General features: G+C 70.1%; 26 protein-coding genes. 14 read left to right on the top strand and 12 right to left on the bottom strand.

What is annotated here, in order from left to right:
* Positions 1-36: 36 nt before the first annotated feature.
* The 3 genes from MSPGM_RS14910 to MSPGM_RS14900 form a co-directional block, all read right to left on the bottom strand.
* Positions 37-966 (bottom strand): AEC family transporter, encoded by a 930-nt coding sequence (locus MSPGM_RS14910; protein WP_003599320.1) that lies wholly within the window; start codon positions 964-966, stop codon positions 37-39.
* Between the two features lie 112 nt (positions 967-1,078).
* The gene (gene rpmB, locus MSPGM_RS14905; RefSeq protein WP_003599321.1) at positions 1,079-1,384 is read right to left on the bottom strand and encodes a 50S ribosomal protein L28; all 306 of its coding nucleotides are present in this window, start codon (positions 1,382-1,384) and stop codon (positions 1,079-1,081) included.
* Positions 1,385-1,569: 185 nt separating this feature from the next.
* Positions 1,570-2,418, bottom strand: coding sequence for a tetratricopeptide repeat protein (locus tag MSPGM_RS14900; protein WP_012753206.1), 849 nt, complete (start codon positions 2,416-2,418; stop codon positions 1,570-1,572).
* A 97-nt stretch (positions 2,419-2,515) separates the two neighbouring features.
* On the opposite strand from MSPGM_RS14900, the gene MSPGM_RS14895 reads away from it, so the two are divergent.
* Entirely contained in the window at positions 2,516-3,925 is a 1,410-nt protein-coding gene (locus MSPGM_RS14895) for a leucyl aminopeptidase family protein (RefSeq protein WP_003599325.1), read from the top strand.
* 60 nt (positions 3,926-3,985) lie between these two features.
* Here the strand turns inward: MSPGM_RS14895 and MSPGM_RS14890 are convergent, their stop codons facing one another.
* Together MSPGM_RS14890 and MSPGM_RS25370 are read right to left on the bottom strand one after the other, a co-directional pair.
* Positions 3,986-4,231, bottom strand: a complete 246-nt coding sequence (locus MSPGM_RS14890; RefSeq protein ID WP_003599327.1) for a hypothetical protein — start codon at positions 4,229-4,231, stop codon at positions 3,986-3,988.
* Positions 4,232-4,358: 127 nt separating this feature from the next.
* Positions 4,359-5,195: a cold-shock protein gene (locus tag MSPGM_RS25370; protein ID WP_012753204.1), complete on the bottom strand. Its 837-nt coding sequence runs from the start codon at positions 5,193-5,195 to the stop codon at positions 4,359-4,361.
* Positions 5,196-5,576: 381 nt separating this feature from the next.
* Here MSPGM_RS25370 and MSPGM_RS14875 point away from each other — a divergent pair, with 381 nt between their 5' ends.
* Positions 5,577-6,053, top strand: coding sequence for a response regulator (locus tag MSPGM_RS14875; RefSeq protein ID WP_003606671.1), 477 nt, complete (start codon positions 5,577-5,579; stop codon positions 6,051-6,053).
* Positions 6,054-6,068: 15 nt separating this feature from the next.
* On the opposite strand, the gene MSPGM_RS14870 is transcribed toward MSPGM_RS14875, so the two are convergent.
* Positions 6,069-7,016 (bottom strand): metallophosphoesterase family protein, encoded by a 948-nt coding sequence (locus MSPGM_RS14870; protein ID WP_003606672.1) that lies wholly within the window; start codon positions 7,014-7,016, stop codon positions 6,069-6,071.
* A 237-nt stretch (positions 7,017-7,253) separates the two neighbouring features.
* Between MSPGM_RS14870 and MSPGM_RS14865 the strand changes: the two genes are divergently transcribed.
* Genes MSPGM_RS14865 through lpxK form a run of 3 tightly spaced genes read left to right on the top strand, consistent with a single transcriptional unit; the run spans position 7,254 to position 10,295 of the window.
* Positions 7,254-8,003, top strand: coding sequence for a lysophospholipid acyltransferase family protein (locus MSPGM_RS14865; RefSeq protein ID WP_003606673.1), 750 nt, complete (start codon positions 7,254-7,256; stop codon positions 8,001-8,003).
* Positions 8,000-9,304 carry a 3-deoxy-D-manno-octulosonic acid transferase gene (locus MSPGM_RS14860; protein WP_003606674.1) on the top strand — a complete coding sequence of 435 codons (1,305 nt, stop codon included), beginning with the start codon at positions 8,000-8,002 and terminating at the stop codon, positions 9,302-9,304. The genes MSPGM_RS14865 and MSPGM_RS14860 overlap by 4 nt, the downstream gene beginning before the upstream one ends.
* A gap of 7 nt (positions 9,305-9,311) precedes the next feature.
* Positions 9,312-10,295, top strand: coding sequence for a tetraacyldisaccharide 4'-kinase (gene lpxK, locus MSPGM_RS14855; protein WP_012753203.1), 984 nt, complete (start codon positions 9,312-9,314; stop codon positions 10,293-10,295).
* An 82-nt stretch (positions 10,296-10,377) separates the two neighbouring features.
* Here lpxK and MSPGM_RS14850 read toward each other — a convergent pair whose 3' ends face one another.
* The gene (locus MSPGM_RS14850; protein WP_003607557.1) at positions 10,378-10,602 is read right to left on the bottom strand and encodes a DUF2093 domain-containing protein; all 225 of its coding nucleotides are present in this window, start codon (positions 10,600-10,602) and stop codon (positions 10,378-10,380) included.
* A 144-nt stretch (positions 10,603-10,746) separates the two neighbouring features.
* Here MSPGM_RS14850 and cdd point away from each other — a divergent pair, with 144 nt between their 5' ends.
* The 4 genes from cdd (at position 10,747) to deoA (ending at position 14,051) form a co-directional block, all read left to right on the top strand.
* Positions 10,747-11,160, top strand: coding sequence for a cytidine deaminase (gene cdd / locus MSPGM_RS14845; protein ID WP_003607559.1), 414 nt, complete (start codon positions 10,747-10,749; stop codon positions 11,158-11,160).
* Positions 11,150-11,962 carry a purine-nucleoside phosphorylase gene (locus MSPGM_RS14840; protein WP_261925690.1) on the top strand — a complete coding sequence of 271 codons (813 nt, stop codon included), beginning with the start codon at positions 11,150-11,152 and terminating at the stop codon, positions 11,960-11,962. The genes cdd and MSPGM_RS14840 overlap by 11 nt, the downstream gene beginning before the upstream one ends.
* A 62-nt stretch (positions 11,963-12,024) precedes the next feature.
* Positions 12,025-12,744 (top strand): deoxyribose-phosphate aldolase, encoded by a 720-nt coding sequence (deoC, locus tag MSPGM_RS14835; protein WP_261926405.1) that lies wholly within the window; start codon positions 12,025-12,027, stop codon positions 12,742-12,744.
* Complete coding sequence (deoA, locus tag MSPGM_RS14830) at positions 12,741-14,051, top strand: thymidine phosphorylase (RefSeq protein WP_003603951.1); 1,311 nt, start codon at positions 12,741-12,743, stop codon at positions 14,049-14,051. Before deoC ends, deoA begins: the two co-directional genes overlap by 4 nt.
* 27 nt (positions 14,052-14,078) lie before the next feature.
* Here the strand turns inward: deoA and MSPGM_RS14825 are convergent, their stop codons facing one another.
* The 4 genes from MSPGM_RS14825 to dnaK all read right to left on the bottom strand — a co-directional run bounded on the left by MSPGM_RS14825 (position 14,079) and on the right by dnaK (position 18,814).
* Complete coding sequence (locus tag MSPGM_RS14825) at positions 14,079-14,405, bottom strand: hypothetical protein (RefSeq protein WP_003603952.1); 327 nt, start codon at positions 14,403-14,405, stop codon at positions 14,079-14,081.
* Positions 14,406-14,670: 265 nt separating this feature from the next.
* Complete coding sequence (locus MSPGM_RS14820) at positions 14,671-15,327, bottom strand: class I SAM-dependent methyltransferase (RefSeq protein WP_003603953.1); 657 nt, start codon at positions 15,325-15,327, stop codon at positions 14,671-14,673.
* Positions 15,328-15,485: 158 nt separating this feature from the next.
* Positions 15,486-16,643: a molecular chaperone DnaJ gene (gene dnaJ / locus MSPGM_RS14815; RefSeq protein ID WP_003603955.1), complete on the bottom strand. Its 1,158-nt coding sequence runs from the start codon at positions 16,641-16,643 to the stop codon at positions 15,486-15,488.
* Between the two features lie 251 nt (positions 16,644-16,894).
* Positions 16,895-18,814, bottom strand: a complete 1,920-nt coding sequence (gene dnaK, locus MSPGM_RS14810) for a molecular chaperone DnaK (protein ID WP_003603957.1) — start codon at positions 18,812-18,814, stop codon at positions 16,895-16,897.
* Positions 18,815-19,147: 333 nt separating this feature from the next.
* Here dnaK and MSPGM_RS14805 point away from each other — a divergent pair, with 333 nt between their 5' ends.
* The 5 genes from MSPGM_RS14805 (at position 19,148) to MSPGM_RS14785 (ending at position 24,157) form a co-directional block, all read left to right on the top strand.
* A complete protein-coding gene (locus MSPGM_RS14805; protein WP_003603959.1) occupies positions 19,148-20,224 on the top strand; it encodes a hypothetical protein in 1,077 nt (358 codons plus the stop codon).
* Positions 20,225-20,326: 102 nt separating this feature from the next.
* The gene (locus MSPGM_RS14800) at positions 20,327-22,642 is read left to right on the top strand and encodes an FdhF/YdeP family oxidoreductase (RefSeq protein ID WP_003603961.1); all 2,316 of its coding nucleotides are present in this window, start codon (positions 20,327-20,329) and stop codon (positions 22,640-22,642) included.
* A 141-nt stretch (positions 22,643-22,783) separates the two neighbouring features.
* Positions 22,784-23,476, top strand: coding sequence for a PspA/IM30 family protein (locus tag MSPGM_RS14795; protein ID WP_012753201.1), 693 nt, complete (start codon positions 22,784-22,786; stop codon positions 23,474-23,476).
* 31 nt (positions 23,477-23,507) lie between these two features.
* The gene (locus MSPGM_RS14790; RefSeq protein ID WP_004447596.1) at positions 23,508-23,780 is read left to right on the top strand and encodes a YiaA/YiaB family inner membrane protein; all 273 of its coding nucleotides are present in this window, start codon (positions 23,508-23,510) and stop codon (positions 23,778-23,780) included.
* Positions 23,781-23,863: 83 nt separating this feature from the next.
* A complete protein-coding gene (locus MSPGM_RS14785; protein ID WP_012254285.1) occupies positions 23,864-24,157 on the top strand; it encodes an RNA polymerase sigma factor region1.1 domain-containing protein in 294 nt (97 codons plus the stop codon).
* Here the strand turns inward: MSPGM_RS14785 and recN are convergent.
* The gene (recN, locus tag MSPGM_RS14780; protein ID WP_004447593.1) at positions 24,154-25,854 is read right to left on the bottom strand and encodes a DNA repair protein RecN; all 1,701 of its coding nucleotides are present in this window, start codon (positions 25,852-25,854) and stop codon (positions 24,154-24,156) included. The genes MSPGM_RS14785 and recN overlap by 4 nt on opposite strands.
* Positions 25,855-25,907: the final 53 nt, after the last annotated feature.

The raw sequence follows: 25,907 nt of genomic DNA, 5'->3' as shown, positions 1-25,907 counted from the left end.
GCCCCGAGATCCCGCTTGAGAGCGAAGTCCGAAAAACTATCCGCGCCCGAGCAGCATCAGCCAGCCCACCGTCGTGGCGGTCGCGGCCAGCGTCGAGACCAGTACGGCGGCGGCAACCAAGCCCTGCTCGCTCTTGTAGCGCACGGCCAGCAGGTAGGCGTTGATGCCCACCGGCATCGCCGCGAACAGCACGGCGACGCCGGCATAGGCCGGCGGCATGGTGAAGACGTGGAAGGCGAGGAGATAGACGGCGAGCGGGTGCAGGCCGAGCTTCAAAGCGGCAACGATGCTCGCGCCGCGCAGGTCGTGCAGCACCTTGTAGCGGGTGAGGCCGGCCCCCAGCGCGATCAGCGCGCAGGTCGAGGCGGTGCCGGCCAGCGAATCGACCAGGGCCTTGGGGATGCCCGAAAAGGAGAGGCCCGCCGCCTTCATCGCCATGCCGACGGCGAGCGCCAGAAAGATGGGGTTCTTGCCGAGCGCGAGGCCGAGCGCCTTCAGACGCTGGCCCATGGGGCGCCCGCCCTCCGATTCGATCAGGAAGGTCGCCGCGCCCATCATCAAGGGCAGGTGGACGGCGAGGAGCATGAAGAGCGGGAAGGCACCCGATTCGCCGTAGGCCTGGAGAATCATCGGCACGCCGACGAAGACGGTGTTCGACTGGCTCGCGGCAAAGCCGTGCAGCACGGCCCCGCGCCGGTCCACGCCCTCGGTGCGGCGCCCGATCAGCGAGCCGGTGGCCCAGGCAATGGCGGCCCCGCCGAAATAGCTCGCCCAGTAGCCCCAGGCGATCTCGCCCGACAGGCCCGGCCGCGTCAGCGTCGAGACGATCAGGGCCGGCACCGCGAGCGAGAAGACGTATTCGGACAGCCCGTCGCCGACCCGCTCCGAGATGATCTTGGTGAGCGAGGCGAGCCAGCCGACCAGCACGAGGCCGAAGATCGGGATGATGAGGGTGAGCGCCGTCATCGGCCGGGGGACCCTGTCGAACGGAAAAGGCCACCGGGCGCGATTCGCGCATCCGGTGGCCTCTCCGATTCGGTTGGACGATCGTTCGGGCCGTGAGCCGGCCCGACAAGACTTACGCGGCGGCGGGCGTGGCCGGCTCGGCGATTTTCTTCTCGATCTCGCGCTTGAGCAGGCGGGCCGTCTGCGACAGCTCGATCTCACGGGCCTTCACGAGGAAGGCGTCAAGGCCGCCGCGATGCTCGACCGAGCGGAGCGCATGGGCGGTCACCCGCAGGCGGACGCGGCGGTTGAGGGTGTCCGACTGCAGCGTGACATTGCAGAGGTTCGGCAGGAACCGGCACTTGGTCTTCCGGTTCGAGTGGCTCACGAGGTGACCGACCTGAACGGCCTTGCCCGTGAGTTCGCAGCGACGCGACATCGTTACAGTCCTGTCAACGTTAGGCCGGGTCTCGGCGCTGAAGCGTTTCGGCAATGCCACACGGCTCTCGCGCCGAGGGCGTCGAACCCTCGCGACAATCGATACCGGCGGAGTCCTATGGAAGTGGCGAGCCTATAGGGGAGATGCGCCCGTTTCGTCAAGGTCGGCGGGCCAAGATCCCGGCTTTACTGGATCGCCGACCGTGCGAGCTGGCGCCCCGGAGCCGCAGCGGCGGCCTGGGCCGTCTTCGGTGCCGCGCGGCGGGCCGCCATGGCGCGCATCTCACGCATGTTGGCCGCCGCTTCCGCCGGACCGAGATCCTGGGCCAGCACTTGCTCCGCCTCGTCGTAGCGGCCCTTGAGGCCGAGCACCAGGGCGAGGTTCTGGCGCACGCGGGCATCGGCCTTCGGCTGGGCCACGGCGAGGCGCAGGGTCGTCTCGGCCTCGTCGAGGCGGCGGGAGAGCGCGTAGGACAGGCCGAGATTCGACAGGATCCGCGGCTCGTTCGGCGCGATCTTGAGGGCGGTGTCGTAGAGGTTCTGCGCCCGGGCGTGGTCGCCGGTCTCGTCGGCCACCATCCCCTGCGCCGAGAGCACGCGCCAATCGGGCTGGGCCGGGCTGTGGGCGTTCTGAAGGACTTCGTTGGCCTCTTGGTAGCGGCCAGCATCGGCAAGGCTCTTGCCGTAGGCGGCGAGCACCACCTTGTCCTTCGGGTTGCGCAGGGCGACCTGCTGCAGCACCGCCACGGCCTGTGATTTCTGGTCGGTCGCGCGCAGGGCGGCGGCGTAGCGCATGGCGGCGCGCACGTCGTTCGGGTCCGCGTTGTAGCGCGCGGCCAGGGCATCGATTTCGGCGCGGGGCGAGCGCTCGGCACGGTTCGCGCCGAGCAGGTTGAGGCCGCCGATCGAGCCGGTCGTCTCGGGCGAGCGGCTCTGGCAGCCGGCCAGCCCGAGGCCGACGAGCGCCAGGGCGAGCAGACGGCGTGTCCGGACCATTCCAGGCTGGCTCGGAGCCGCGCTGCAAATGCCGGTCATGGTGTCCTCTCCCCCCAATGCCACGGCCGGCGCTTGCGCCGTACCGATGGCGGGGTGATAGAGCGTTAACCCTAATGGCCGGTTAAGCTTATTTTCCATGTCCGCACCTCTCTCGCAGCACGGCCCCTCCCTTCTCGATGCAGGCTCGGATGCGGTTCCGATCCGCTGCGTGACGGAGGAAGGACGGGGCGCCGTCGCCGCCGGATTGCCGCCGCTCCAGCGCAGCTTTGCCGACGCCACCGGCTTTGCCCCCAAGGCCGGCCGCGTCGCCCTCCTACCCGGAGAGGACGGTGGCCTCGGCCGCGTGCTGTTCGGCCTGGGCGACGCGAAGGCGGGCGGTCGCGACCGCTTTCTCGCCGGCAAGCTGCCGGGCGCCCTGCCCCCGGGCAATTACCGGTTCGAGCCGTGCGACGATCTCAATGAGAGCGAGGCGGCGCTGGCGTGGCTGCTCGGCAGCTACCGGTTCGAGCGCTACCGTAAACCGGGCGAGCCGCGCCCACGCCTCGTCGCCCCGGACGGAATCGACGCGGCGGCGATCGAACGGCTCGCGGCTGCGGTCGCGGCCGGACGCGACCTCGTCAACACCCCGGCGAACGATCTCGGACCGGCCGAAGTCGAGGCGGCCGTGCGAGCGCTGGGCGAGCGGTTCGGTGCGACGGTCTCCGTGACCATCGGCGCGGATCTCGAGAAAGAGTTTCCTCTCGTCCACGCCGTCGGCGCCGCCTCGCCGCGGGTGCCCCGCCTCATCGATCTGACCTGGGGGGCCGAGGACGCGCCGCGGGTGACGCTGGTCGGCAAGGGCGTCGTGTTCGACACCGGTGGGCTCGACATCAAGCCGGCCTCCAACATGCTGCTGATGAAGAAGGATATGGGCGGCGCTGCCGCGGCCCTGGCGGCGGCCGAGATGATCATGGGCGCCGGCCTGCCCGTGCGGCTGCGGCTGATCGTGCCGAGTGTCGAGAACGCCATTGCCGGCGATGCCTTCCGGCCCGGCGACGTGATCCGCTCCCGCGCCGGCCTCACCGTCGAGATCGGTAACACCGACGCGGAGGGGCGCTTGATCCTCGCCGACGCGCTGGCGCTGGCCGATGCCGAGGCGCCGGACCTTATCCTCGATTTCGCGACGCTGACCGGCGCCGCCCGCGTGGCGCTGGGCCCCGATCTGCCGGCCTTCTTCACCGAGGACGAGGGGCTGGCGGCTGCAGTCGCGGAAGCGGGCCTGCGCGTCAACGATCCGGTCTGGCGCCTGCCTCTGCACCTGCCCTATGCGAGCCTGCTCGATTCGAAGGTCGCCGACCTCAACAACGCGCCGGGCGGCGGCTTTGCCGGGGCGATCACCGCCGCCCTGTTCCTGCGCCGCTTCGTGCGCCGGACCCAGGCGCACGTACATTTCGACCTCTACGGCTGGAATCCCTCGACCAAGCCGGGCCGGCCGGAGGGCGGGGAGGTCCAGACCGCCCGCCTCGCCTACGCCCTGGTGGCCGAGCGGTACGGCCGCAACGTCTGACGGCCTTCAGGGGGCGGCGATCGCCGCTTTGGCCCTGTTCTGCGATGGAGCGCTCGCTGTTCAGCGGCGCCCGGCCGGATGCGCGGGAGCCGGCAACTGCCGCTCCTGAACCCGCGCCACGCTCGGCGGGAGCCCCTCCTCCGGCTTGGCCGCCCCCGGTGCCCCCGGTACGGACAGATCCCGGTCGCCGCCGCGTTCGAACGCCCAGCCCGCATTCACCCCCGCGTAGAAGCCGGAGAAATCCTCCGCCGCGGCGGGGGCCGTGCACAGGAGGAACAGGCCGAGCGCGCTGACGGTCCGACGCATCGCGTTTTCCCTCATCGTCGTTGCCGGCCGAAGCCAGCCGAGACGGCCAACCCGACAAACGAAAACGGCGGCCCTGAGGCCGCCGCTTCGTAAGCTTTCGTTCGGGCCGCTGGGCGCCCCGCGTCGATTAGTATTCGACGGTGATGCTCGAGGCCTCGCGGCCCTTCTGGCCCTCGACCACGCCGAGGGTGACCTGCTGGCCTTCGGCCAGCGAGTCGAGGCCGGCGCGGGAGAGCGCCGAGCGGTGCACGAACACGTCCTTGCCGCCGTCGTTCACCGAGACGAAGCCGAAGCCCTTGGCCGGATCGTACCACTTCACGGTGCCGGTCATCTCGACCGACGGGCCGGAGGCGAAGCGTCCACCGCCGCCGCCGCCAGCACCCGCGCCGCCGAAGCGGTCACGGCTGCCGCCACCGAAACGGTCGCCGCCGCCGCCGAAGCGGTCGCCACCGCCGCCACCACCGAAGCGATCACCGCCGCCGCCGAAGCGCGGGGCCTCGCGCCGGGGCGGAGCCGCCTCGGCCGTGGAGGTGTCGACGCTGTTCACTGCGGTGACCTGCGGGCCCTTCTGGCCCTGGGCGGTCTGGACCGTCAGGCGTGTGCCGGGAAGGAGGTCGTCGTGACCGGCGGCCTCGACCGCGCGGATGTGGAGGAAGGCATCGCCGGAGCCGTCGCCGAGCTCCACGAAGCCGAAGCCCTTCTCCTTGTTGAACCACTTGACCGTCGCATCACGCTCCGGTCCCGTCGGTGCAGCCGCTGCGCGCGCCGGGCCGCGGTCGAAGCCGCCACCGCCGCCGCCGCCGTAACCACCACCACCGCCGCCGAAGCGGTTGCCGCCGGCGCTACCGCCGCCGCCGAAGCGGTCACCACCGCTCGGGGGCAGTTCATCGGGCCAACGCGGCTCGGAACCACCCTCGTCGAAGCCGCGCTTCTGCGGCCCCCTGAAATCACGACCACGTCCCATTGAAAGCTCGCAAAAACCGTCCGCCCGCCAAGTCTCGAATACCGCGTGCGCGCTATCTCGAGACAGCCGACGCGCCGCACTATCATCCCCCCGGCTGCGGCTACCGGGAGCGATGCCTCAGGTCTGACGCAATCCCGCCCATACCGCAAGGTTCTTCTAACCGATCCGTGCTGTAGGCTCCGCATTTTCGCGGTGAAACTGCGTACGTACCCCCTTTGGGATCCCGTCCGTTCCGAATCACGCTTGCACGCAGGGGGCGCAGAGGGGGACGATTCTCGCCTCTGATTCCCGCGCACTCGGCCGCGCTTTAGGAAAACGCAAACCCAACGGGGTTAGTTTCGCCGCGAAACGGCCCGGATTCGAGCCGGGCACCGGCTGCCGATGATCGCAACTCCGACCTTTCCGGATCTCTCCGCCCTCGTCGTGGACGAGAGCCTCTACATCCGCCGCATCGTGCGCGACATGCTGATGCGCGTCGGCATCAAGCGCGTGCTGGAGGCGCCCGACGGCGCGGAGGCGCTCGGCGTGCTCGCCGAGAGCAAGCCCGATCTCACGATCATCGATTGGGACTTGGCGATCCTGTCGGGCGAGGAGTTCATCCGGCTCGCCAGAACCCCGGCCACCTCGCCCTCGCCGACCGTGCCGATCATCCTCATGCTGGCCCAGCCGCGCCGCAACGTGGTCGATCGGGCGATCGCGCTGGGCGTCAACGAGATCATCTCCAAGCCGTTCTCGCCCAAGACCCTGTGGTCGCGCCTCGACGAAGTGATCAACCGGCCGCGGCCGTTCTCCCAGGTGAAGAGCCTGCTGCGTCCCCTGCCCCGGGCCAACGGCCTGTCGAAGATGGGCGCGCTCTGACCCGTCCGGGTCGGCTCAGGTGTGGCGCTGGCGCCGCCGATGGACCAGTCCGATCCGGTCCGCAGGCGGTGTCTCGATGTCGAAGCCGGACAGCTCGCCGATGCCGCCGGCCTCGTCGAGGCCGCGCTCGGTCACCGCGATCCGAAAGCCGTTCTCACCCGGCGTGACGGTGTAGAGGTAGTAGGAGGCGCGCCGGTTGGTCAGCAGCGTGCGCGCCGAAGCCGAGGGCGCGCCGACCACCGGCACCGGCCGCCCGTCGGGCCCGGTGATCCGAGCCACGGTGCCGACATGGTTGTGCCCGTGCAGGATCAGGTCCGCCCCGGCCCGGCCGATCATCGCGGCGAAGGCGGCCGCATCCTTCAATTCGCGTCCCGAGGCCGCCCCGCCTGGATGGGGCGGGTGGTGGATCATCACCACGCGGCAGGGCCGATCCGGCGCTGTGGCGAGGTCGCGCAGCATGCGTTCGGCCGCCTCGATCTGCACCGGCCCGAGCCGGCCGCTCGCGACGAACGGCTTGGTCGGGATCGCCGAGGACAGCCCCACCAGGGCGAGCGGCCCCCGCCGCCGCAGATAGGGAAAGAGGCGGATCTGCCCGTCGTCGGCCTCGGTCCAGCCGCCGCACGCGGCGAGCAGCCCCTCCAGCGAGCCGCGGACGTAGGCGTCGTGGTTGCCCGGCACGAAGCTCACGCGGTCCGCCGGACCCAGCGCTTCGAGAAACACCCGCGCGCTCTCCCATTCGTCCGGAAGGCCGAGATTGCACAGGTCACCGGTGCAGGCGACATGGTCGACGCCCTGGCCGTGCAGGTCGGCGATGAGGGCGCCGAGCAGGTCCATGTCGTGGTGGCGGCTGCGGCCCCGACGCCAGTTCACGTAGCCGGCCGCCCGCTTGCTGAGAAGCTGGCGCAGGCGCGGCCGCGGCAGCGGTCCGACATGGGGATCGGTGAGATGAGCAAGACGGAACATACGCGACCCCGCATCGCGGCAACGCGGGCCGGCGTCAATATCCGGCATCCTGCGGCATCAACCCCGATGCCGACTTGGCTTTGCGTTGCTGGCTTCGTATAACACAAGTTAATATCTGGGAGCGGCTCCGTTGCGTCCACCGTACGGTCGGGTCTAGACAGCCGCCGACCCCGCATGTCGGCGCGGGAGGCCGACGGTCGGTCGATTGAGCGAATCGGGACAGAGCGGTCAGAACCCATGGGCCTGATCAAGACCATCGGCCGCAAGCCGAGCGTCCAATGGGCGCTCAGCCATCTGGCCTCGGGCTATCTCCGGCTCGTCCGGCGCACCAACCGCTTCACCCTGGAGCCGGCAGACGCCTATGCGCGGCTCGATGCGTTCGGCCCGTTCATCGCGGCCATGTGGCATGGCCAGCACATCATGATCTCGTTCATGAGCCGTCCGCAGGACCGGGTCGCCACGATCATCTCCCGCTCGCCCGACGGCAACATCAACACCATGGCCCTGACGCGGATGGGGGTGCGGGTGATGCGCGCCTCCGGCGCCCGCGGTCGCGCGGTCAAGGATGCCCGCGCCAAGGGCGGCGCCGAGGGCCTGCGGGCCATGGTCAAGGCGCTGAAGGGCGGCGAGACCGTCGCGTTTTCGGCCGACGTACCCAAGGTCTCCCGCGTGTGCGACGCCGGCATCATCCTGCTCGCGCGCTTCTCCGGCGCGCCCATCGTTCCGGTGGCGGTGGTGACGAGCCGGCACATCCGTTTCAATTCCTGGGACCGGGCCTGCCTCGGCCTGCCCTTCGGCCGCGGCGCCATGGTGTTCGGCGAGGCGACCTTCGTCCCCCGCGAGGTCACGCCCGAGGAGGTCGATGCCTTGCGGCAACGGGTGCAAGACGAGCTGAACCGCGTCCACGACCGGGCCTACACCCTCGTCGGCCGGCCGGACCGGGTCGGCGGCGTGTCCGCGCCCGCATCGCAGGGCAGTCCGGCGTGAGGGTCCCGAAGCTCCCCGTCGCCCTGCGCGCCTACCGCTACGGACTCTATCTCGGCGAACCCGCCGTGGCCGGGCTGCTGGCGTGGCGCTCGCGCCGGGGCAAGGAGGATCCGGTCCGGCTGTCCGAGCGCCGCGGCCTGCCCGGCCGGGCGCGGCCGGTGGGTCATCTCGTGTGGATGCACGGGGCGAGCATCGGCGAGGCGCTCTCCCTCGTCGGGCTGATCGAGGGCATGATCGCCCGCGGCTGCTCGGTTCTCGTCACCACCGGCACGCGCAGCGCCGCCGACCTGCTGAGCAAGCGCCTGCCCCCCGGCGCCGTGCATCAATACATGCCGCTCGACGCGCCGCGCTGGATCGAGCGCTTCCTCGCGCATTGGCAGCCCGATCTCGCCATCGTCGCCGAATCCGAGATCTGGCCCAACACCATCGTGTCGCTGCACCGCCGGGGCATCCCGCTGGTGCTCGTCAACGGCCGGATGTCGGAGCGTTCGTTCAAGGCCTGGACGCGCTCGCCCGACACCGCCCGGGCGCTGCTGGCGCGGATCGCGGTCTGCCTCGTCCAGACCCGCGAGGACGGCGAGCGCTTCGCCCGGCTCGGTGCGCCGCGCATCAACGTCGTCGGCAATCTCAAATACGATTCGGCCGTGCCACCCGCCGATTCGCAGCAGCTTGCCTATCTTGGCGACATGATCGGGGATCGGCCCGTCTGGGTCGCGGCCAGCACCCATGCCGGCGAGGACGAGGTCGTCGCCCGTGTCCATGCCAGCCTGAAGGCGCGTTTCCTGCGCCTGCTGACGGTGATCGTGCCGCGCCATCCGCGCCGGGGCGAGGAGGCGGCGCGGATTGCCACCGCCGCCGGCCTGCGGGTGAGCCGGCGCGCCAAGGGCGGGCGTCCGCTGCCCTCGATCGACCTCTACGTCGCCGACACGATCGGCGAACTCGGCCTGTTCTACCGGCTCTGCCCCCTGGTCTTCCTCGGCGGTTCACTGGTGCCGCATGGCGGCCAGAACCCGATCGAGCCGGTGCGCCTGGACAGCGCGATCCTGCATGGACCGCATGTCCACAACTTCCACGAACCCTATGGCGCGCTCGACACCAGGGGCGGCGCGCGCAGGGTTGCGGATGAGGCGGAACTGCTCAAGGCCGTCGGCGAACTGGTCGCCGACCCGCGCGCGCTGGCGGCGATGTGGGCCAAGGGCCAGGCCGCGCTCTTGCCCTTCGAGGGCGCGGTGGCGCGCACTTTCGCGGTGCTCGAACCCTACGTCGCGCAGATGAAGCTCTCCGCGCGCGAGCGCGACTGAGGCCGCGATGCGCCCGCCCGGCTTCTGGTTCCGGCCGCCCACACATCTGCTCGCGCGGCTGCTGGCCCCCGCCGGCCGGGTCTATGGCGGCCTGACCGCCAACCGGATGGACCGGCCCGGCGCAACACCGCCCTGCCCCGTCCTGTGCGTCGGCAACTTCACCCTCGGCGGCGCCGGCAAGACGCCGACGGCCCTCGCCCTCGTCCGCCTGCTGCGCGATCTCGGCCGAACGCCCGCCCTGCTGAGTCGGGGCTATGGCGGCCGGCTCGCCGGGCCGCTGGTCGTCGATCCCGCGCGGCACGCGGCGGCGGAAGTCGGCGACGAGCCGCTGCTTCTGGCGCAGGCGGCGCCCACCATCGTCGCTCGCGACCGTCCGGCCGGCGCCCGCCTCTGTGCGGCGTCCGGCGCCGACGTGATCGTCATGGATGACGGCCTGCAGAATCCGAGTCTGACCAAGACGCTCGCGCTCGCGGTGGTCGATGGGGGTGCTGGCCTCGGCAACGGCCTGCCCTTCCCCGCCGGGCCGCTGCGCGCGCCGCTGGCCCGGCAATGGTCCCATGTCGCCGGCCTCGTGCTGGTCGGCGAGGGCAGCCCCGGCGAGGCGGCGGCGGCCGAGGCGGAGAGCCGCGGCCTGCCGGTCCACCGTGCCCGTCTCGTTCCCGAAGCCGGGCCGGACTGGGCCGGCCGCCGCGTCGTCGCCTTTGCCGGGATCGGCCGTCCGCAGAAGTTCTTCGAGACGCTGCGGAGCCTGGGCGCCGAGATCGTGGCGGAACGGGCCTTCCCCGACCATCATCCCTATCGGCCGGGCGATTGGGTGGCGTTGTCGGCGCTCGCCGCGCGCGAGGGCGCCTGCCTCGTCACGACGGAGAAGGACGCGGTCCGCCTGCCGGCCGAGGCGCGCGCGGCGGTGGCCGTGTTGCGGGTCACCCTCGCTTTTGCCGACGAAACGCGGCTCCGCCAACAGCTCGCAGCGGCCTTCCCGCGCGCCTGACGCGGGCGCCGTTCACCGGCAGGAACCGAAGGCGGTCCGACCCAGTCGGTCGAGGTCGGGCGGCGGACGGCCCGTCCTGCCGTCAACGCGCCGCGCCGGTCTCCTTGAGGCGCTGCATCGCCGCCTCGGGGGTGGCATAGGCCTCCTGGCGATCGACGTTCCAGTAGCGCAGGGCGTCGAGGGCGATCGGCTCGCCGGTCACGGCGCAGCGGACGTAGGTGCCGGGCTTGACCACTCGCATGGTGCCGTCGCCGTACTCGACCTTGGCTTCGCCGCCGGTCGATCCCCGATCGTAGCGTCCGAGCATTGTGTGGGCTCCCGGTGCCGCGCCCGCGCGCGATCGGCCTGCCTTAGAAGCCGTGCGCGCCTCTGTCGACCGTTGCCCCCTCGACACGGCCCCTTTCCTCGGGCCAAACCGCAGGATGCACCGCGAACCGCTCAGGCCTCATCCGTGACCGAGCCCGATTTCGACGCCCTGTTCGCGGCGGCCACCGCCGTGCGCGCACGGGCCCATGCGCCCTATTCGAGCTTCGCCGTCGGCGCCGCCTTGGTCGATGACGCGGGCGGCGTCCATGCCGGCTGCAACGTCGAGAACGCCGCCTACCCCGTCGGCACCTGCGCCGAAGCCGGCGCCATCGCCGCGATGATCGCGGCCGGCGGCCGGCAGATCCGGGCGATCCTCGTCCTGGCCGACAGTCCCGCCCCGGTGACGCCCTGCGGCGCCTGCCGCCAGCGCATCCGGGAATTCGCGCGTCCCGACACGCCGATCGTCTCGGCCGGTCCCGACGGCGTGCGGGCGCGCTACACGCTGGAGCAATTGCTGCCCGCCTCCTTCGGCCCGGAGCATTTCGTCCATGGCGCCTGACGACGCGGCCATCGCTCCTCTGCGCGCGGCAGGCTTTGCCGGCCCCTACGCCCTGGCGATCGTGACGGGGACCGGGCTCGGTGCCCTGGTCGAGGCGGTCACGGATCGCGTCAGCCTCGATTACGCGGCGATTCCCGGCTTTCCCGCCCCCGGTGTGAGCGGCCATGGCGGGCGGCTGCATCGCGGGCGTCTGTCGGGGCGGCCGGTGCTCGTGTTCGAGGGGCGGACCCACGCCTACGAGACCGGCAACGCTGCCGCCATGCGGGTGCCGCTCGCCGCCGCGCGGGCGCTCGGCGCGGCGCGGCTGCTGCTCACCAACGCTGCCGGTTCGCTGCGCCCGGAGATCGGCCCCGGCCGCCTCGTGATGCTGGCCGACCACATCAACTTGTCAGGCCTCAATCCCCTGATCGGGGAGCCGAGCGACGCCCGCTTCGTGCCGATGACGGAGGCCTACGATCCGGGCCTGCGCGCTCACCTCAGTGCGGCGGCCGAGGAGACTGGGCTGCCGCTGCCTTCCGGCGTCTACGCATGGTTCTCGGGCCCGAGTTTCGAGACGCCGGCCGAGGTGCGCATGGCCGGGATTCTCGGCGCCGACCTCGTCGGCATGTCCACTGTGCCGGAGACGATCCTCGCCCGGTTCCTCGGCATGCCGGTGGCCGCGATCTCGGTGGTGACGAACCTTGCGGCGGGGATCGCGGGCGGAGACCCGCACCATGCCGAAACCAAGGCGGTCGCCGCCCGCGCCGGGGCGGATCTCGCCCGGCTCGCCGCCGGCTTCGTCGGCCGGCTGCCCGAAGCGTAGGGAACACGGATGACCGCTTCAGCCCCCTCCCCCCGCAGGATGCGGCCCGAGTCAGGGCGGATCTGGCGCGACGCGCCCTGCCGCTGCTCGATCTCACCGACCTGAGCGACGCCTGCACCACCGCCGCCGTCGAAGACCTGTGCGAGAAGGCCCGCGCGAGTGGGGTCGCGGCCGTCTGCGTCTGGACGCGTTTCGTCGCCGATTCGGTCCGCGGCCTTCGCGGAAGTGGCGTTCGGGTCGCCACCGTCGTCAATTTCCCGGAAGGCCGCGAGGCGGTGGAGCGCACGGTCGCGGAGACCCGGGCCACGCTCGCGGACGGCGCCGACGAGATCGACCTCGTCCTACCGTATCGAGCGTTGATCCGGGGCGACGCGGAGAGCGCCCGCACGATGGTGGAGGCCGTGCGCGCGGCCTGTGGCGGCCAGCTTCTGAAGGTGATTCTCGAGACCGGCGAACTCGAAGACCCGGGCCTGATCGCGCAGGCGAGCCGACTGTCGCTCGAAGCCGGGGCCGATTTCATCAAGACATCCACCGGCAAGACAGCGGTCTCGGCGACGCTGCCGGCGGCCGAGATCATGCTGGAGGCGATCCGCACACACGGTGGCGACCGGCCGGTGGGGCTCAAGGTCTCGGGCGGCCTGCGCCGGGTCGAGGACGCCGCCGCGTATCTCGCGCTCGCCGACCGGATGATGGGGGCGGATTGGGTGAGCCCGAACACCTTCCGCATCGGAGCCAGCGCGCTCCACGCCGAACTCGTGCGTGCCGAGGAGGCTGCCCGATGAGGCTCCCCCAGGAGATTATCCGCGACAAGCGCGACGGACATGCCCTGTCGGAGGCCGACATCGCGGGCTTCATCGAGGGGCTGACGCAGGATCAGGTCACCGAGGGGCAGGCCGCGGCGTTTGCCATGGCGGTGTTCTTCCGCGGCCTCTCGCTCGACGAGCGCGTGGCCCTGACCCGCGCCATGACGCATTCGGGCACGGTGCTCGCGTGGGATCTGCCCGGCCCCGTCCTCGACAAGCACTCCACCGGCGGCGTCGGTGACACCGTAAGCCTTCCGCTCGCCGCGATGGTCGCGGCCTGCGGCGGCTACGTGCCGATGATCTCAGGGCGCGGCCTCGGACATACCGGCGGCACGCTGGACAAGCTCGCGAGCATCCCCGGCTACGACGTGACGCCGGGCCTCGATCGCTTCCGCAAGGTCACGGCCGAGGCCGGCTGCGCCATCATCGGCCAGACCGCCGACCTCGCGCCGGCCGACCGGCGCCTCTACGCGATCCGCGACGTCACCGGGACGGTGGAATCGCTCGATCTCATCACCGCATCGATCCTGTCGAAGAAGCTCGCGGCGGGGCTTCAGGGCCTCGTCATGGACGTGAAGACCGGCTCCGGCGCCTTCATGGCCCGTCGCGAGGATGCGCGGGCGCTCGCCGAGAGCATCGTGACGGTCGCCAACGCAGCGGGACTGCGCACGCGGGCGCTCATCACCGACATGGATGCCCCGCTGGCCTCCTGCGCCGGCAACGCGGTCGAGGTGGTCTATGCCGTCGATTACCTCACTGGTCGCGCCCGCGAACCGCGCTTCCACGCCGTGACGATGGCGCTGGCCACCGAGATGCTGGTGATCGGGGGGCTGGCCGCAAACATCGCGGAGGCGGAGGGGCGGCTGACGGCGGCGCTCGATTCGGGCCGGGCCTGCGAGGCCTTCGCGCGGATGGTGGCGGCGTTGGGCGGCCCCGGTGACTTCGTCGAAGCGGCAGACCGGCACCTACCCCCAGCACCGGTCGTGCGACCGGTGCTGGCCCAGGAAGCGGGCATGGTGGAGGCGGTGGAGACCCGCGCCATCGGCCTCGCGGTGATTGGCCTCGGCGGCGGGCGCACCCGGCCGCAGGATGCCATCGACGCCCGCGTCGGTTTCACCGGCCTCGCGCGGCCGGGCGACCAACTGTCACCGAACGATCCGATCGGCATCGTCTATGCCGCGGACGAGGCCGCCGCCGAGCGGGCGGCGGCATCGCTACGGGCGGCCTATCAGATCGGCGCAACGCCGCCGGAGCCACGCGAGGCCGTGATGGAGCGCTTGGGCTGAGCGAGCGGCTTAAGCCCGCCTCACGCCCTACCAGTGGTGGCGGTGGCCCCAATGCCGGCGGTGATGCCCCCAGTGGCCGTGATGGTGATGGCGGTGGCCCCAGTGGCGGCGGTGATGCCCCCAATGGCCGTGATGGTGGTGGCGGTGACCCCAATGGCGGGGATGGTGACGGTGGCCGAAATGGTGGTGCTGCCACTGCACCGTCTCAACCGTTGCCTCCGAGGCGAGAGCCGCTTCCGGAGCCGGCGCGAGCGGAGCAGCGTTGGCGGTGCTCGCGCCGAACAGGCCGCCGGCCATCAGGGCGAGTGCGGCGAAGGCGAAGCGGGTTCGACGCCCCAAGGATGTGTCCGACATCGTGTGACCTCCGTTCATCAGGCTGTCCCAACAGCCTTGATGACGAAGCTAGGAGCCGGCGGATGAACGCGCACTGAGCACGATCCGAACAATCGGAAACAAGTCCGTTCGAGCCCGGCGGACACACCTGGAAAGCCAGGCTGGATCGTCCGGATTGCGCCGGAGATGCGCCCGAGAACATCCGGATAAGGTCAGCCGCTTTTCAAAGATTGCGTGGTGCGGTGGAGCCGGCTCTTCGCGGTTCGGCCTCGCGAAGTGACCAGGATCAGACCGTGCCGGCCTTCGGCTCGGGACGCCGATAAACCCAGACGCGGGCTGGGGGCAGGTTGAGCCAGACGCGGTTGGAGCGGCTCGCCGTGTAGCTGCCCGCCTCGCACTTCGCCGGGATCGGCGGCACGACGGCGTAGGTGAACTGCACGAAGGGCGCGCCGGGATGCATCAGGTCGTGGGCGCCTTGCAGCAATTCGAAGCGCTGCTCGAGCGGCTTGGTGAACAGGGGCAGGCTGGAGATCGTGGCGGCGCAGAGGCTGCCGAGCCGGTCGCGCAACGTCTCGCGGATCCGGTAGGCATCGCCGCAGATCACGGTCACGCCGGGGAAGCGGCGGCGCAGCAGCGTGCAGAAATCTGGGTTGAACTCGACGAGGACGAGCCGATCCTGATCGAAGCCGCGGCGGATCAGGGCCTCGGTCACAGGGCCGGTGCCCGGTCCAAGCTCGATCACGGGGCCGCTGACATTCGGGTCGGCATAGGCGGCCATGGTGCGCGCGAGCATCCGTCCCGAGGGTGTGACCGCGCCCGTGACGAGCGGACGCTCGAACCAGGAGCGCAGAAAGCGCGCCTCGTCCTCCAAGGGATCTTTGCGCTCACGGACGGTGCGTGCGGCGGAGACGGCGCGGGCACTGGAACGGCGAAGCGGCGGCACGTCCGAAGGTCCTCGGCTCATCATGGATCGAACAGGCTAGACGACGAAAACCCGTAAGCAGTCAAGCTTCGCCGTAAAGGGCTGGGCGTGGGGCCGCGGCGGCAAGCCGCGGTCATAACCGGTTGAATGCGGGGTTTGATCCCGTCCACCGCGAGCGATCACGCCCGCGTCGCGCCGCTCACGAAGAAGTCACGCACCTTCGAGAAAAACCCGGCACTCTCCGGGTGGTTCTCGTCCGAGGCGCTCTGGTCGAACTCCTGCAACAGCTCGCGCTGGCGCTTGGTGAGGTTCTGCGGCGTCTCCACCGAGACCTGGATGTAGAGGTCGCCGACCTCCCGTGAGCGCAGCACCGGCATGCCCTTGCTCTTGATGCGGAACTGCTTGCCCGTCTGCGTGCCGGCCGGGATGCGCACTTGCGTCTGCGAGCCGTCGATCACCGGAACGGTGATTTCGCCCGACAGCGCGGCCGTCACCATCGAGATCGGCACGCGGCAGAACAGGTCGGCTCCGTCGCGCTGGAAGAACGGGTGCGGCTTGATCGAGAGGAAGACGTAGAGGTCACCCGCCGGCCCGCCGCGCATGCCGCTCTCGCCCTCGCCCGCGAGGCGGATGCGCAGACCGTCATCGACGCCCGCCGGCACGTTGATCGACAGCGTGCGCTCGCGGTTGACTCGGCCCGCGCCGGAGCAGGCCGTGCAGGGATCGTCCACCACCTCGCCGCGGCCGTGACAGTTCGGGCAGGTCCGCTCGATGGCGAAGAAGCCCTGCGCCGCCCGCACACGGCCGTAGCCGCCGCAGGTCGAGCAGGTGCGTGGCTTCGAGCCCGCCTTGGCCCCCGTCCCCGAGCAGGTCTCGCAGGCGATCGAGGTCGGGATGCGGATGGTTTCGGTCTTGCCCGCGAAAGCCTCTTCGAGGCTGATTTCGAGGTTGTAGCGCAGGTCCGAGCCGCGCTCACGGCCCGGAGCACCGCCGCGCCCGCGCCCTGCCCCGCCGCCGGGAGCCGCGCGTCCGTCCCCGAAGAAATTCTCGAAGATGTCCGACATGAAGTCGCCGAACTCGTTGCCGAATCCGGGCCCGCCCGCGCCGCCCTGGCTGAAGGCGGCGTGACCGAAGCGGTCATAGGCCGCGCGCTTCTGGCCGTCGGAGAGGCACTGATAGGCCTCGTTGACTTCCTTGAACTTGATCTCGGCTTCCTTGTCGCCGGGATTGCGGTCTGGGTGATGCACCATGGCCAGCTTGCGGAAGGCGACCTTCAGCTCGCTCTCCGAGGCCGTCTTCGCGACGCCCAAGACCTCGTAATAGTCCCGCTTCGACATTCCCGGCCCCTGGAGCCTCTCGTTCGCGTCGGCTGCCGGCTCGCTGACCGGCATTCCTGCCGGATTGTGGCCGCGCCGCGATCCGCCTCCCGACTCGAACGGGACAGGCCGGATCGACCTTCGCTTCTATCGGATGCCCGGCATGGTTGATCCCCGAGCCTTGCCCGAGGATCAAGCCGTCCGCGCCGATGACGATGAAAATAATGTCGGGAGCGGCGCTGGCGCACCGCTCCCGAACCGTCCTTGCGGACTTACGCGCGCTTCTTGCGCTCGTTCTCGTCCACTTCCTGGAAGTCGGCGTCGATGACGTCGTCCTTCTTCTCGTCCGTGGACGCGGCACCGTCGGCGCCGGGTGCACCCTCGGTCTGGGAGGCGGCGTACATCGCCTCGCCGAGCTTCATCGAGGCCTGCATCAGGTCGTTGGTCTTGGCCTTGATGCCCTCGGCGTCCTCACCCTCGAGCGCGGAGCGCAGAGCGGTGATGGCGGACTCGATGGCACCCTTGTCGGCGGCCGAGACCTTGTCGCCGTATTCCGACACCGACTTCTCGGTGGCGTGGATCAGGCTCTCGCCCTGGTTCTTCACCTCGACCAGCTCGCGCCGCTTCTTGTCCGCCTCGGCATTGGCCTCGGCGTCCTTGACCATCTTCTCGATGTCGGCGTCCGACAGGCCGCCCGACGCCTGGATGCGGATCTGGTGCTCCTTGTTCGTCGCCTTGTCCTTGGCCGTCACGTTGACGATGCCGTTGGCGTCGATGTCGAAGGTCACCTCGATCTGCGGCATGCCGCGGGGCGCTGGCGGGATGCCGACGAGATCGAACTGGCCGAGCAGCTTGTTGTCCGCCGCCATCTCGCGCTCACCCTGGAAGACCCGGATGGTGACCGCGTTCTGGTTGTCCTCGGCCGTGGAGAAGACCTGGGACTTCTTGGTCGGGATCGTGGTGTTGCGGTCGATGAGCCGCGTGAACACGCCGCCCAGCGTCTCGATGCCAAGCGAGAGCGGGGTCACGTCGAGGAGCAGCACGTCCTTCACGTCGCCCTGGAGCACGCCGGCCTGGACCGCGGCGCCGATGGCGACGACCTCGTCCGGGTTGACGCCCTTGTGGGGCTCCTTGCCGAAGAACGCTTTCACGACCTCCTGCACCTTGGGCATGCGGGTCTGGCCGCCGACGAGCACGACCTCGTCGATCTCGGAGGCCGAGACGCCGGCATCCTTGAGCGCCTTGCGGCACGGCTCGATCGTGCGCTGGACGAGATCATCGACCAGCGACTCGAACTTCGCGCGGCTGAGCTTGAGCGCGAGGTGCTTCGGCCCGGAGGCGTCGGCGGTGATGTAGGGCAGGTTGATCTCGGTCTGGGTCGCCGAGGACAGCTCGATCTTGGCCTTCTCAGCGGCTTCCTTGAGGCGCTGGAGGGCGAGCTTGTCCTTGGTCAGGTCGATGCCCTGCTCCTTCTTGAACTCGGCGGTCAGGTACTCGACCACGCGGTTGTCGAAGTCCTCGCCGCCGAGGAAGGTGTCGCCGTTCGTCGACTTCACCTCGAACACGCCGTCGCCGATCTCGAGGATCGACACGTCGAAGGTGCCGCCGCCGAGGTCATAGACCGCGATGGTGCCGGCCTTCTTCTTGTCGAGGCCGTAGGCGAGCGCCGCCGCCGTCGGCTCGTTGATGATGCGCAGCACTTCGAGGCCGGCGATCTTGCCGGCATCCTTGGTGGCCTGACGCTGGGCGTCGTTGAAGTAGGCGGGCACCGTGATGACGGCCTGCGTCACCGGCTGGCCGAGATGCGACTCGGCCGTCTCCTTCATCTTCTGAAGGGTGAAGGCGGAAATCTGCGAAGGCGAATACTTCTTGCCGTCGGCCTCGACCCAGGCATCGCCGTTGTCGCCGCGGGCGATCTTGTAGGGCACGAGGCCCTTGTCCTTCTGCGTCAGCGGATCGTCGTAGGTCCGGCCGATCAGACGCTTGATCGCAAAGAAGGTGCGCTCAGGATTGGTCACAGCCTGCCGCTTGGCGGGCTGGCCGACGAGGCGCTCCCCGTCGTCCGTGAAGGCGACGATGGACGGGGTGGTGCGGGCGCCTTCCGCATTCTCGATGACCCGCGGCTGCGTGCCTTCCATGACGGCCACGCAGGAATTGGTGGTGCCGAGGTCGATACCGATCACTTTACCCATGGTGGGATCCCTCTGTTGGATTTTTCAAGCAGACCGCCGAGCCCCGAAGCAGCTCGACCCATGGCGGTTGAAAACGTCTGGTTTGAGAACGGGATGGTCCGAAGCGCATCGCCCTGGCGGGCTGTGCTTCCCAGGCCTCGTCCCGTGTCCCGCCGCATATAAGAAGACGGCTACGCCGCCGCAAGAACGGCGCTCAACGGTTGAGCGGCGGGCGTCATCCTTCGCCGCGCTGGGGCCGCTTTCCGAGGTGCGACACCGAGAGGAAGGCTTGTTTGTTGCCAGGCTGCCACGTCCGCGCCACGGGTGACGTGCTAGGACACCGGCATATGGCTCATGCATACCGCCCGTGAAGTGGCGGCAAACCGGGAGGCCGACCGCCTGATGTTCCTGCCCGTGTCCGAAAGGGTTTTCGCGAAGAAGCCTCGCCCGTTGCGCGTCGCGACGGGGGCGTTGCTCGTGCTTGCCGGCCTGGCCGTGGTCCCGGCCACCCCGGCGCGGGCGCAGAACTTCTTCGAGGAGCTGTTCGGCATCGGGCGGGCGGCCCGTCCCCCGCAGCCGCCGCGCAACGTGCCCGTCCAGCCGCCGCCGCAACCTATGGAGCCGGGCGCTCCGGTACCGGGCGAAGGCGCCGAGACGCGGCCGAGCGCGCCGGCCCAGCCCCGCCAGCCCGTGGTGCTACGGGTGCCGGCCGAGGACAACGTCGCGGGTCAGGACCTGCTGCTGAACGGGCTGAACGGATCACTGAAGATCGAGCGGAGCGGCTCGGCCTTTACCGCCCAGATGACGCTGCCGGGTACCAAGATCTCGCAGCCGACCGAGAACTGCACGGTCAAGCTCGACGGCGGCAGGCCGATGCCGCTGAGCGCCGAGGGCCGCGCGCAGGGCGTCTCCCGCTTCTCGACGGCAAGCGCCGAATGCCCGCTGCGCTTCGAGATTCTCGATGGCAGCGTGCTCGCCACGCCGCTCGGCTCGGGGTCGGCCTGCACCTTCACGGCGGCGGATTGCGAGACGACGCCGTCAGGCCTGTGGGGACCGAACGCCGCCGCGCTGCTCTCGCAGGCGGGCGAGTTCGACACCGCCCGCGGCGTCGCCGACAAGGCGGTGCGGGACAATTACAAGATCATGACGCAGCGGGCCCGGGGCGGCGACGTCCGCCCGATCGTGCAGGAGCAGGCGGCGTTCTCCTCCGACCGCGAGCAGGCCTGCCGGACCTATGCCCGCGAGGGCGCGCACGGCTATTGTCACCTGCGCTTCACCGAGGCGCGGGCGATCGCGCTCGCAACCCGGCTCGGCGCCAACACCGCGACGCCGACGGCGGCGAACGCTCCGGCACGACCCCGCCGCAGCCGTGCGCCGGTGGAGGGGATGAACCCCGACGCCCAGGGGGCGGAACCGTTCGCCGACCAATAGGCCGCGTGGCGCTTCTCACAGAGCCGTAGGCATCGTCGCACGGGCGGAACTCTGCGTTTGGCGCGGATGTTGGCCGGAGGTTCACGCGAAGCGAGCCTGGCCATGCCCGACGAGAAGATCGAAGCCTATACCGACCCGGCCGGCGGATGGGGGTCGGCCCGCTCGCTCATCGACATCCTGACCCGCGAGGAGATCCCGGCTTCCGGCGCGGCGATGCTGATGAAGCAGAACAAGCCGGGCGGCTTCATGTGCGTGTCCTGTGCATGGTCGAAGCCGGCCAAGCCGTCCACGTTCGAGTATTGCGAGAACGGCGCCAAGGCGACCGCCTGGGAACAGACCCGCAAGCGGATCGGCCCCGACTTCTTCGAGCGCCACTCGGTCACCGAATTGCTGACGTGGCCGGACTACGACCTCGAGGAGAAGGGTCGGCTCACGCACCCCCTGCGCTACGATCCGCAGCGCGACCGCTACGTGTCCGTCTCCTGGGAGGAGGCCTTCGCGGAGATCGGACGCGAGCTGAAGGCTCTGCGTGAGACGGACCCGACCTCGGCCGTGTTCTACTCGTCGGGTCGGGCTTCGCTGGAGACGAGCTACATGTACGCGCTGTTCGCGCGCATGTACGGCAACAACAACCTGCCCGACTCCTCCAACATGTGCCACGAATCGACCTCGAAGGCGCTGCCGCAATCGATCGGCGTCCCCGTCGGCACGACGGTGCTGGAGGATTTCGAGACCACCGACCTGATCCTGTTCTTCGGACAGAATGTCGGTTCGAATTCGCCGCGGATGCTCCACCCGCTGCAGGACGCCCGCCGCCGGGGCGTGCCCATCATCACCTTCAACCCGCTGCGGGAGCGCGGGTTGGAGCGGTTCACCAACCCGCAATCGCCCGTCGAGATGCTGACCCATTCCTCGACGCAGATTTCGACTCAGTACCATCAGGTGAAGGCCGGCGGCGACATCGCGGCGCTCGGCGGCATCTGCAAGGCGCTCTTCGCCATGGACCGAGAGGCGCAGGCGGAGGGGCGCCCGCGCGTTTTCGATATCGATTTCATCGCCGAGCACACCCACGGCTTCGAGAAGTTCGAGAAGTTCTGCGACCGGCTCGAATGGCCGGCGCTGGAGACCAAGTCCGGCCTGAGGCGCGAGGGGATGGAGGCGGCCGCCGCCGTCTACGCCCGCGCGCGGGCGGTGATCGGCATCTATGGGATGGGCCTGACCCAGCACCGCCGCGGCACCGAGACGGTGCAGATGTTCGTCAACCTGCTGCTCCTGCGCGGCAATATCGGGCGGCCCGGCGCCGGCATCTGCCCCGTGCGCGGCCACTCGAACGTGCAGGGCCAGCGCACCGTCGGCATCGCCGACGAGCCGTCGCTGGTGCCGCTCGATAAACTCAAGGAAATGTACGACTTCGAGCCGCCCCGCGAGAAGGGGATGAACACGGTCGAGACCTGCGAAGGCGTTCTCTCCGGCAAGGTGAAGGCCTTCGTTGGGCTCGGCGGCAATTTCATCCGCGCGGTGCCCGACACGAAGCGGATGGAGGAAGCGTGGCGCTCGCTGCGTCTCACCGTGCAGATCTCGACCAAGCTCAACCGCTCGCACCTCGTGCATGGTGAGGTCGCCTACATCCTGCCCTGCCTCGGCCGGATCGAGGTGGACGAGCAGGCGAGCGGGCCGCAGGCCGTGTCGATGGAGGACTCGACCTCCTGCTTCCACGGCTCGCGCGGCGTCGCCCGGCCCGTGAGCGACCATGTGCGCTCCGAGCCCTGGATCGTGGCGCAGCTGGCTAAGGCGACGCTGCCGGCCAACCCCAAGGTCGATTGGAACGCGTGGGTCGGCGATTACGCGCGGGTGCGCGACGCCATCGAGGCGACCTATCCGGAGAAGTTCAAGAACTTCAACGCGCGCCTGTTCGAGCCCGGCGGGCAGCACAAGCCGATCGCCGCGCGCGAGCGCAAATGGGAGACGTCCACCGGCAAGGCGAACTTCGTCGTGCCGCCGGACGGGCTCGACATGGACCCGGACATGAAGAGCGACCGGCGCGACGTGCTCGACCTCATCACGCTGCGCTCGAACGATCAGTTCAACACCACGATCTACGGGTATCACGACCGCTTCCGCGGGGTGAAAGGCACCCGCCAAGTGCTGTTCATGAACGAGAACGACATCGAGCGGCTGCAACTCACCGATGGTGAGACCGTCGATGTCGTGACCGAGGCCGCCGACGAGTTCGCCCGTGAGGTGAAGGGCCTGAGGATCGTCAAGTACGACATCCCCGCCGGCAATTGCGCAGGCTACTACCCGGAGCTGAACGTGCTGATCCCGCTCTGGCACCATGATGCCCAGGCCAAGGTGCCGGCGGCCAAGGCGATTCCCGTGCGGATCGCAAAGGCGGCGACATTGGCCGTGAGGGACTGAGCAGGGGCTCGTCCGGCTCCGCCGGCTCGGCGCCCGACGGCGATCAAGATTGTACGGTGTGCAAATCATCACTTGCACGCTGTGCAAACCAGGCTCATCCATGAGGGCGTGACGACGCGGTCACGCCCTCGGAGTGATGCTATGTTGACGCTGTTGCGAACCCTCGCCCGCGGCGCTGCCGCCCAAGCCTGCGAGGAGGTCCACGACCGCCACGCCCTCCTCGTGCTCGATCAGCAGATCCGCGAGACCGCCGCCGATCTGGAGCGCGGCCGGCGCATGCTGGCCGCAGCCATGGCCGGGCACAGCGCGGAGGCGCGGCGTCTCACGCAGGTCGAGGCCCGCGCCGCCGACTTGGAGACCCGCGCGGTGGCCGCGCTTGCGGCGGGCCGCGAGGATCTGGCCCATGAGGCGGCCGAGGCGATCACGAGTCTTGAGGCCGAACGGGACGCCCTGCGCGCCGCACGGGCGACCTTCGCGGCCGAGGTGGTCCGGATGCGCACGGTGCTCGCCGATGCGACTCGGCGACAGGCGGCCTTAGAGCGCGGGCGGCGGGTCGCGGCGGCGTCCGAAGCAGTCCGGCGTCTGCGCCGGACGGAGGGCGTGCGGGATCGCGCGACGTTGCGGGACGCCGAGGCGACGCTGGCCCGACTTCAGCGGCTCCAGGCCGAGGCGACGGATACCGACGACGCGCTGGCCGCGATCGAGACGCCCGAGGAGACTCTTGCCGAGCGCCTCGAACGTGAGGGCTTCGGGCCTCGGACGCGCCCCTCCTCCGACGACGTGCTCGCCCGCCTGCGAAGCCGCGCCGAGGCCGCCGGCGCCGCCTCCGTCTGATCCGCCCTCCCGCGTTCCAAGGAATTCAGCCATGTCCCAAGAGACTGCGCAGCATACCGGCGCCTGGGTCGTGTTCACCCAAGCCTCCTTCGTCGCCTCCGCCGCGCTCGTCGGCTTCGGCATCCTGTTCATGCCCCTCGACTTCTGGATGAAGGGCTATCTCGCCATGGGCACGGTGATGCTGGTCCAGTCCTGCATCACCGCCACCAAGACTCTTCGCGACGTCCATGAGGGCCGCCGCATGGTCAACCGCCTGGAGGATGCCCGTACCGAGCGCCTGCTGATGTCGGTCGGCAAGGAGTGACGCGAGGAGCCATGCAAGGAGTCATGTAAGACGGCGGCCTCGGGAGACTCGACGCGCGCCCGCGACGGTCCATATTCCGTGGCATGGACAGTTCGGACGGAGCTCACGCGCGACGGCAGGCGATCATCGATCGCTTGCTCAGCGACGCCCTGCGCCCGGCCGGCGGGATCGTGCTGCCGAGCCACGATGCCCTGCCGGCCGACATCCGCATGACGGTCGATCGCCTGCTGGCCAAGGCTGATGCCGAGCGCCGCCGCTCGCTCACCTACGACGACCTCGAAGAGGCGTTGCCGCCCCGCGACGTCACCGCCGACGATCTGGAAGCGATCTTCTGGGTGCTGGCGGAATACGGGATCGAACTCGACGAGGGCGATTAGCCCTCGGCTCCCAGGAGCAGCCGTGCCGCCGCCGCGCGCGCCTCGTCGGTGACGGTGGCGCCGGCCAGCATCCGGGCGATCTCTTCCCGGCGCGCATCCGCCGCGAGCCCGACCACGCGGGTCGTCACCCGCTCGGCGCTCTTCTCCGCGCCCTTGGCCGTTTTCCCCTTCACGCTGTCCTTAGCGATGCGGAAATGCGTCACCGCGCGGGCGGCGACCTGCGGCGCGTGGGTCACGGCCACGACCTGAACCTGCTCCGAGAGCCGGCCGAGCCGTGCGCCGATCGCGTCGGCCACCGCGCCGCCGAGGCCGGTGTCGATCTCGTCGAAGATCAGCGTCGGCGCCGAGCCCTTGCCGGCGAGCACGACCTTGAGCGCCAGCATGAAGCGGGACAGCTCGCCGCCGGAGGCGACCTTCATCATCGGGCCGGCGCGGGTGCCGGGATTGGTCTGCGCCCAGAACTCGACCCGCTCGGTGCCGGCGGCGTCGCGCGAGGCTTCGTCCACGGTGATCTGCGTGATGAAGCGTGCGCCCTCCAGCTTCAGCGGCGGCAACTCGGCCTGCACCGCGGCATCGAGCGCCTTGGCCGCCTTGCGACGCCCATCGCCGAGCCGCTTGGCGGCCTGGGCATAGGCCGCTTCCGCCGCCGTGAGTTCGGCCTCGAGCCCGGCAAGCGCCTGCTCGCCAGCATCGAGGGCGGCCACGTCCGCATCGTAGCGGCTGCGCAGGTCGGCGAGGTCGTCGGCCGGGACCGAATATTTTCGCGAGGCGGCGCGCAGGGCGAATAGCCGTTCCTCGACACGTTCCAGCTCGCGCGGATCGAACTCGGCGGCGAGCACCGCGGCATCGAGGGCGGCGCGCGCCTCGTCCAGCGCGACGAGGGCCGCATCGAGGGCGGCGATGCTCGGATCGACCAGGGTCGGCACCGTGGCGCTGCGCCGCTCCAGGCGGCGCACGGCGGAGGAGAGATGCGGCACGAGCGAGCCGGAGCCGCCGACGAGGTCGAGTGCTTCGTTCAACTCGCGGGCGACCTTCTCGCCCTGCTGCATCAGCGTGCGGCGCTCGGCGAGCTTGGCCTCCTCGCCCGCCTGCGGATCGAGGGTGCCCAGTTCCTCCACCGCGTGGCGGAGGAAGTCAGCTTCCTTCTGCGCGGCCTCGACGCGTTCGCGCTGCTCGGCCAGCGTCGAGCGGGCGGCGCGCACGCGTTTGGCGGCCGACGCCACCTGCGCCAGCGGACCCTGAAGCCCGCCGAACGCGTCGAGGATGCTGCGGTGGGTGGTGGGGTCGGCCAAGGCCCGGTCGTCGTGCTGGCCGTGGATCTCGACGAGCGCCGTACCGATCGCCCGCATGGTCTGCACGCCGACCGGCTGGTCGTTGACGAAGGCGCGGGTGCGCCCGTCGGCGAATTGCGTGCGGCGCAGGATCAGGTCGCCATCGGTGTCGATCTCGGCCGCCGCCGCGACGGCGCGGGCGGGATGGTCGAGGGCCACGTCGAACACGGCGGTGACGCCGCCCTGCGCCTCGCCCTGCCGCACGAGACCGCCATCGCCGCGCCCCCCGAGCGCCAGGGCGAACGCGTCAAGCAGGATCGACTTGCCCGCACCGGTCTCACCCGTGAGAACGGTGAGCCCCCCGGAGAAGGTCAATTCGAGCTTGTCGATCAGAACGATGTCGCGGATCGCGAGCTGGACGAGCATGAAGCGGCGCCAGAGCCCCTTATTGGATTGTGCGCGGGTTTAGCCGTAAGCGG

The sequence above is a fragment of the Methylorubrum sp. GM97 genome, from assembly GCF_024347855.1.
In the GTDB taxonomy this organism is placed as follows: domain Bacteria; phylum Pseudomonadota; class Alphaproteobacteria; order Rhizobiales; family Beijerinckiaceae; genus Methylobacterium; species Methylobacterium extorquens.
The sequence above is the reverse complement of the archived record's forward strand: the minus strand, read 5'-3'. Positions and strand labels throughout refer to the sequence as shown.

Excerpts from the sequence above, each read along its gene's own strand:
- dnaK (WP_003603957.1), bottom strand. The coding sequence starts at position 18,814 with ATGGGTAAAGTGATCGGTATCGACCTCGGCACCACCAATTCCTGCGTG.
- MSPGM_RS14785 (WP_012254285.1), top strand. The coding sequence starts at position 23,864 with ATGGACAGTTCGGACGGAGCTCACGCGCGACGGCAGGCGATCATCGAT.
- MSPGM_RS14800 (WP_003603961.1), top strand. The coding sequence starts at position 20,327 with ATGCCCGACGAGAAGATCGAAGCCTATACCGACCCGGCCGGCGGATGG.
- MSPGM_RS14895 (WP_003599325.1), top strand. The coding sequence starts at position 2,516 with ATGTCCGCACCTCTCTCGCAGCACGGCCCCTCCCTTCTCGATGCAGGC.
- MSPGM_RS14875 (WP_003606671.1), top strand. The coding sequence starts at position 5,577 with ATGATCGCAACTCCGACCTTTCCGGATCTCTCCGCCCTCGTCGTGGAC.
- MSPGM_RS14795 (WP_012753201.1), top strand. The coding sequence starts at position 22,784 with ATGTTGACGCTGTTGCGAACCCTCGCCCGCGGCGCTGCCGCCCAAGCC.
- MSPGM_RS14910 (WP_003599320.1), bottom strand. The coding sequence starts at position 966 with ATGACGGCGCTCACCCTCATCATCCCGATCTTCGGCCTCGTGCTGGTC.
- lpxK (WP_012753203.1), top strand. The coding sequence starts at position 9,312 with ATGCGCCCGCCCGGCTTCTGGTTCCGGCCGCCCACACATCTGCTCGCG.
- MSPGM_RS14890 (WP_003599327.1), bottom strand. The coding sequence starts at position 4,231 with ATGCGTCGGACCGTCAGCGCGCTCGGCCTGTTCCTCCTGTGCACGGCC.
- MSPGM_RS14865 (WP_003606673.1), top strand. The coding sequence starts at position 7,254 with ATGGGCCTGATCAAGACCATCGGCCGCAAGCCGAGCGTCCAATGGGCG.
- recN (WP_004447593.1), bottom strand. The coding sequence starts at position 25,854 with ATGCTCGTCCAGCTCGCGATCCGCGACATCGTTCTGATCGACAAGCTC.
- MSPGM_RS14825 (WP_003603952.1), bottom strand. The coding sequence starts at position 14,405 with ATGTCGGACACATCCTTGGGGCGTCGAACCCGCTTCGCCTTCGCCGCA.
- MSPGM_RS14900 (WP_012753206.1), bottom strand. The coding sequence starts at position 2,418 with ATGACCGGCATTTGCAGCGCGGCTCCGAGCCAGCCTGGAATGGTCCGG.
- MSPGM_RS14870 (WP_003606672.1), bottom strand. The coding sequence starts at position 7,016 with ATGTTCCGTCTTGCTCATCTCACCGATCCCCATGTCGGACCGCTGCCG.
- MSPGM_RS14790 (WP_004447596.1), top strand. The coding sequence starts at position 23,508 with ATGTCCCAAGAGACTGCGCAGCATACCGGCGCCTGGGTCGTGTTCACC.
- MSPGM_RS25370 (WP_012753204.1), bottom strand. The coding sequence starts at position 5,195 with ATGGGACGTGGTCGTGATTTCAGGGGGCCGCAGAAGCGCGGCTTCGAC.
- rpmB (WP_003599321.1), bottom strand. The coding sequence starts at position 1,384 with ATGTCGCGTCGCTGCGAACTCACGGGCAAGGCCGTTCAGGTCGGTCAC.
- dnaJ (WP_003603955.1), bottom strand. The coding sequence starts at position 16,643 with ATGTCGAAGCGGGACTATTACGAGGTCTTGGGCGTCGCGAAGACGGCC.
- deoA (WP_003603951.1), top strand. The coding sequence starts at position 12,741 with ATGAGGCTCCCCCAGGAGATTATCCGCGACAAGCGCGACGGACATGCC.
- MSPGM_RS14850 (WP_003607557.1), bottom strand. The coding sequence starts at position 10,602 with ATGCTCGGACGCTACGATCGGGGATCGACCGGCGGCGAAGCCAAGGTC.
- MSPGM_RS14805 (WP_003603959.1), top strand. The coding sequence starts at position 19,148 with ATGCATACCGCCCGTGAAGTGGCGGCAAACCGGGAGGCCGACCGCCTG.
- MSPGM_RS14840 (WP_261925690.1), top strand. The coding sequence starts at position 11,150 with ATGGCGCCTGACGACGCGGCCATCGCTCCTCTGCGCGCGGCAGGCTTT.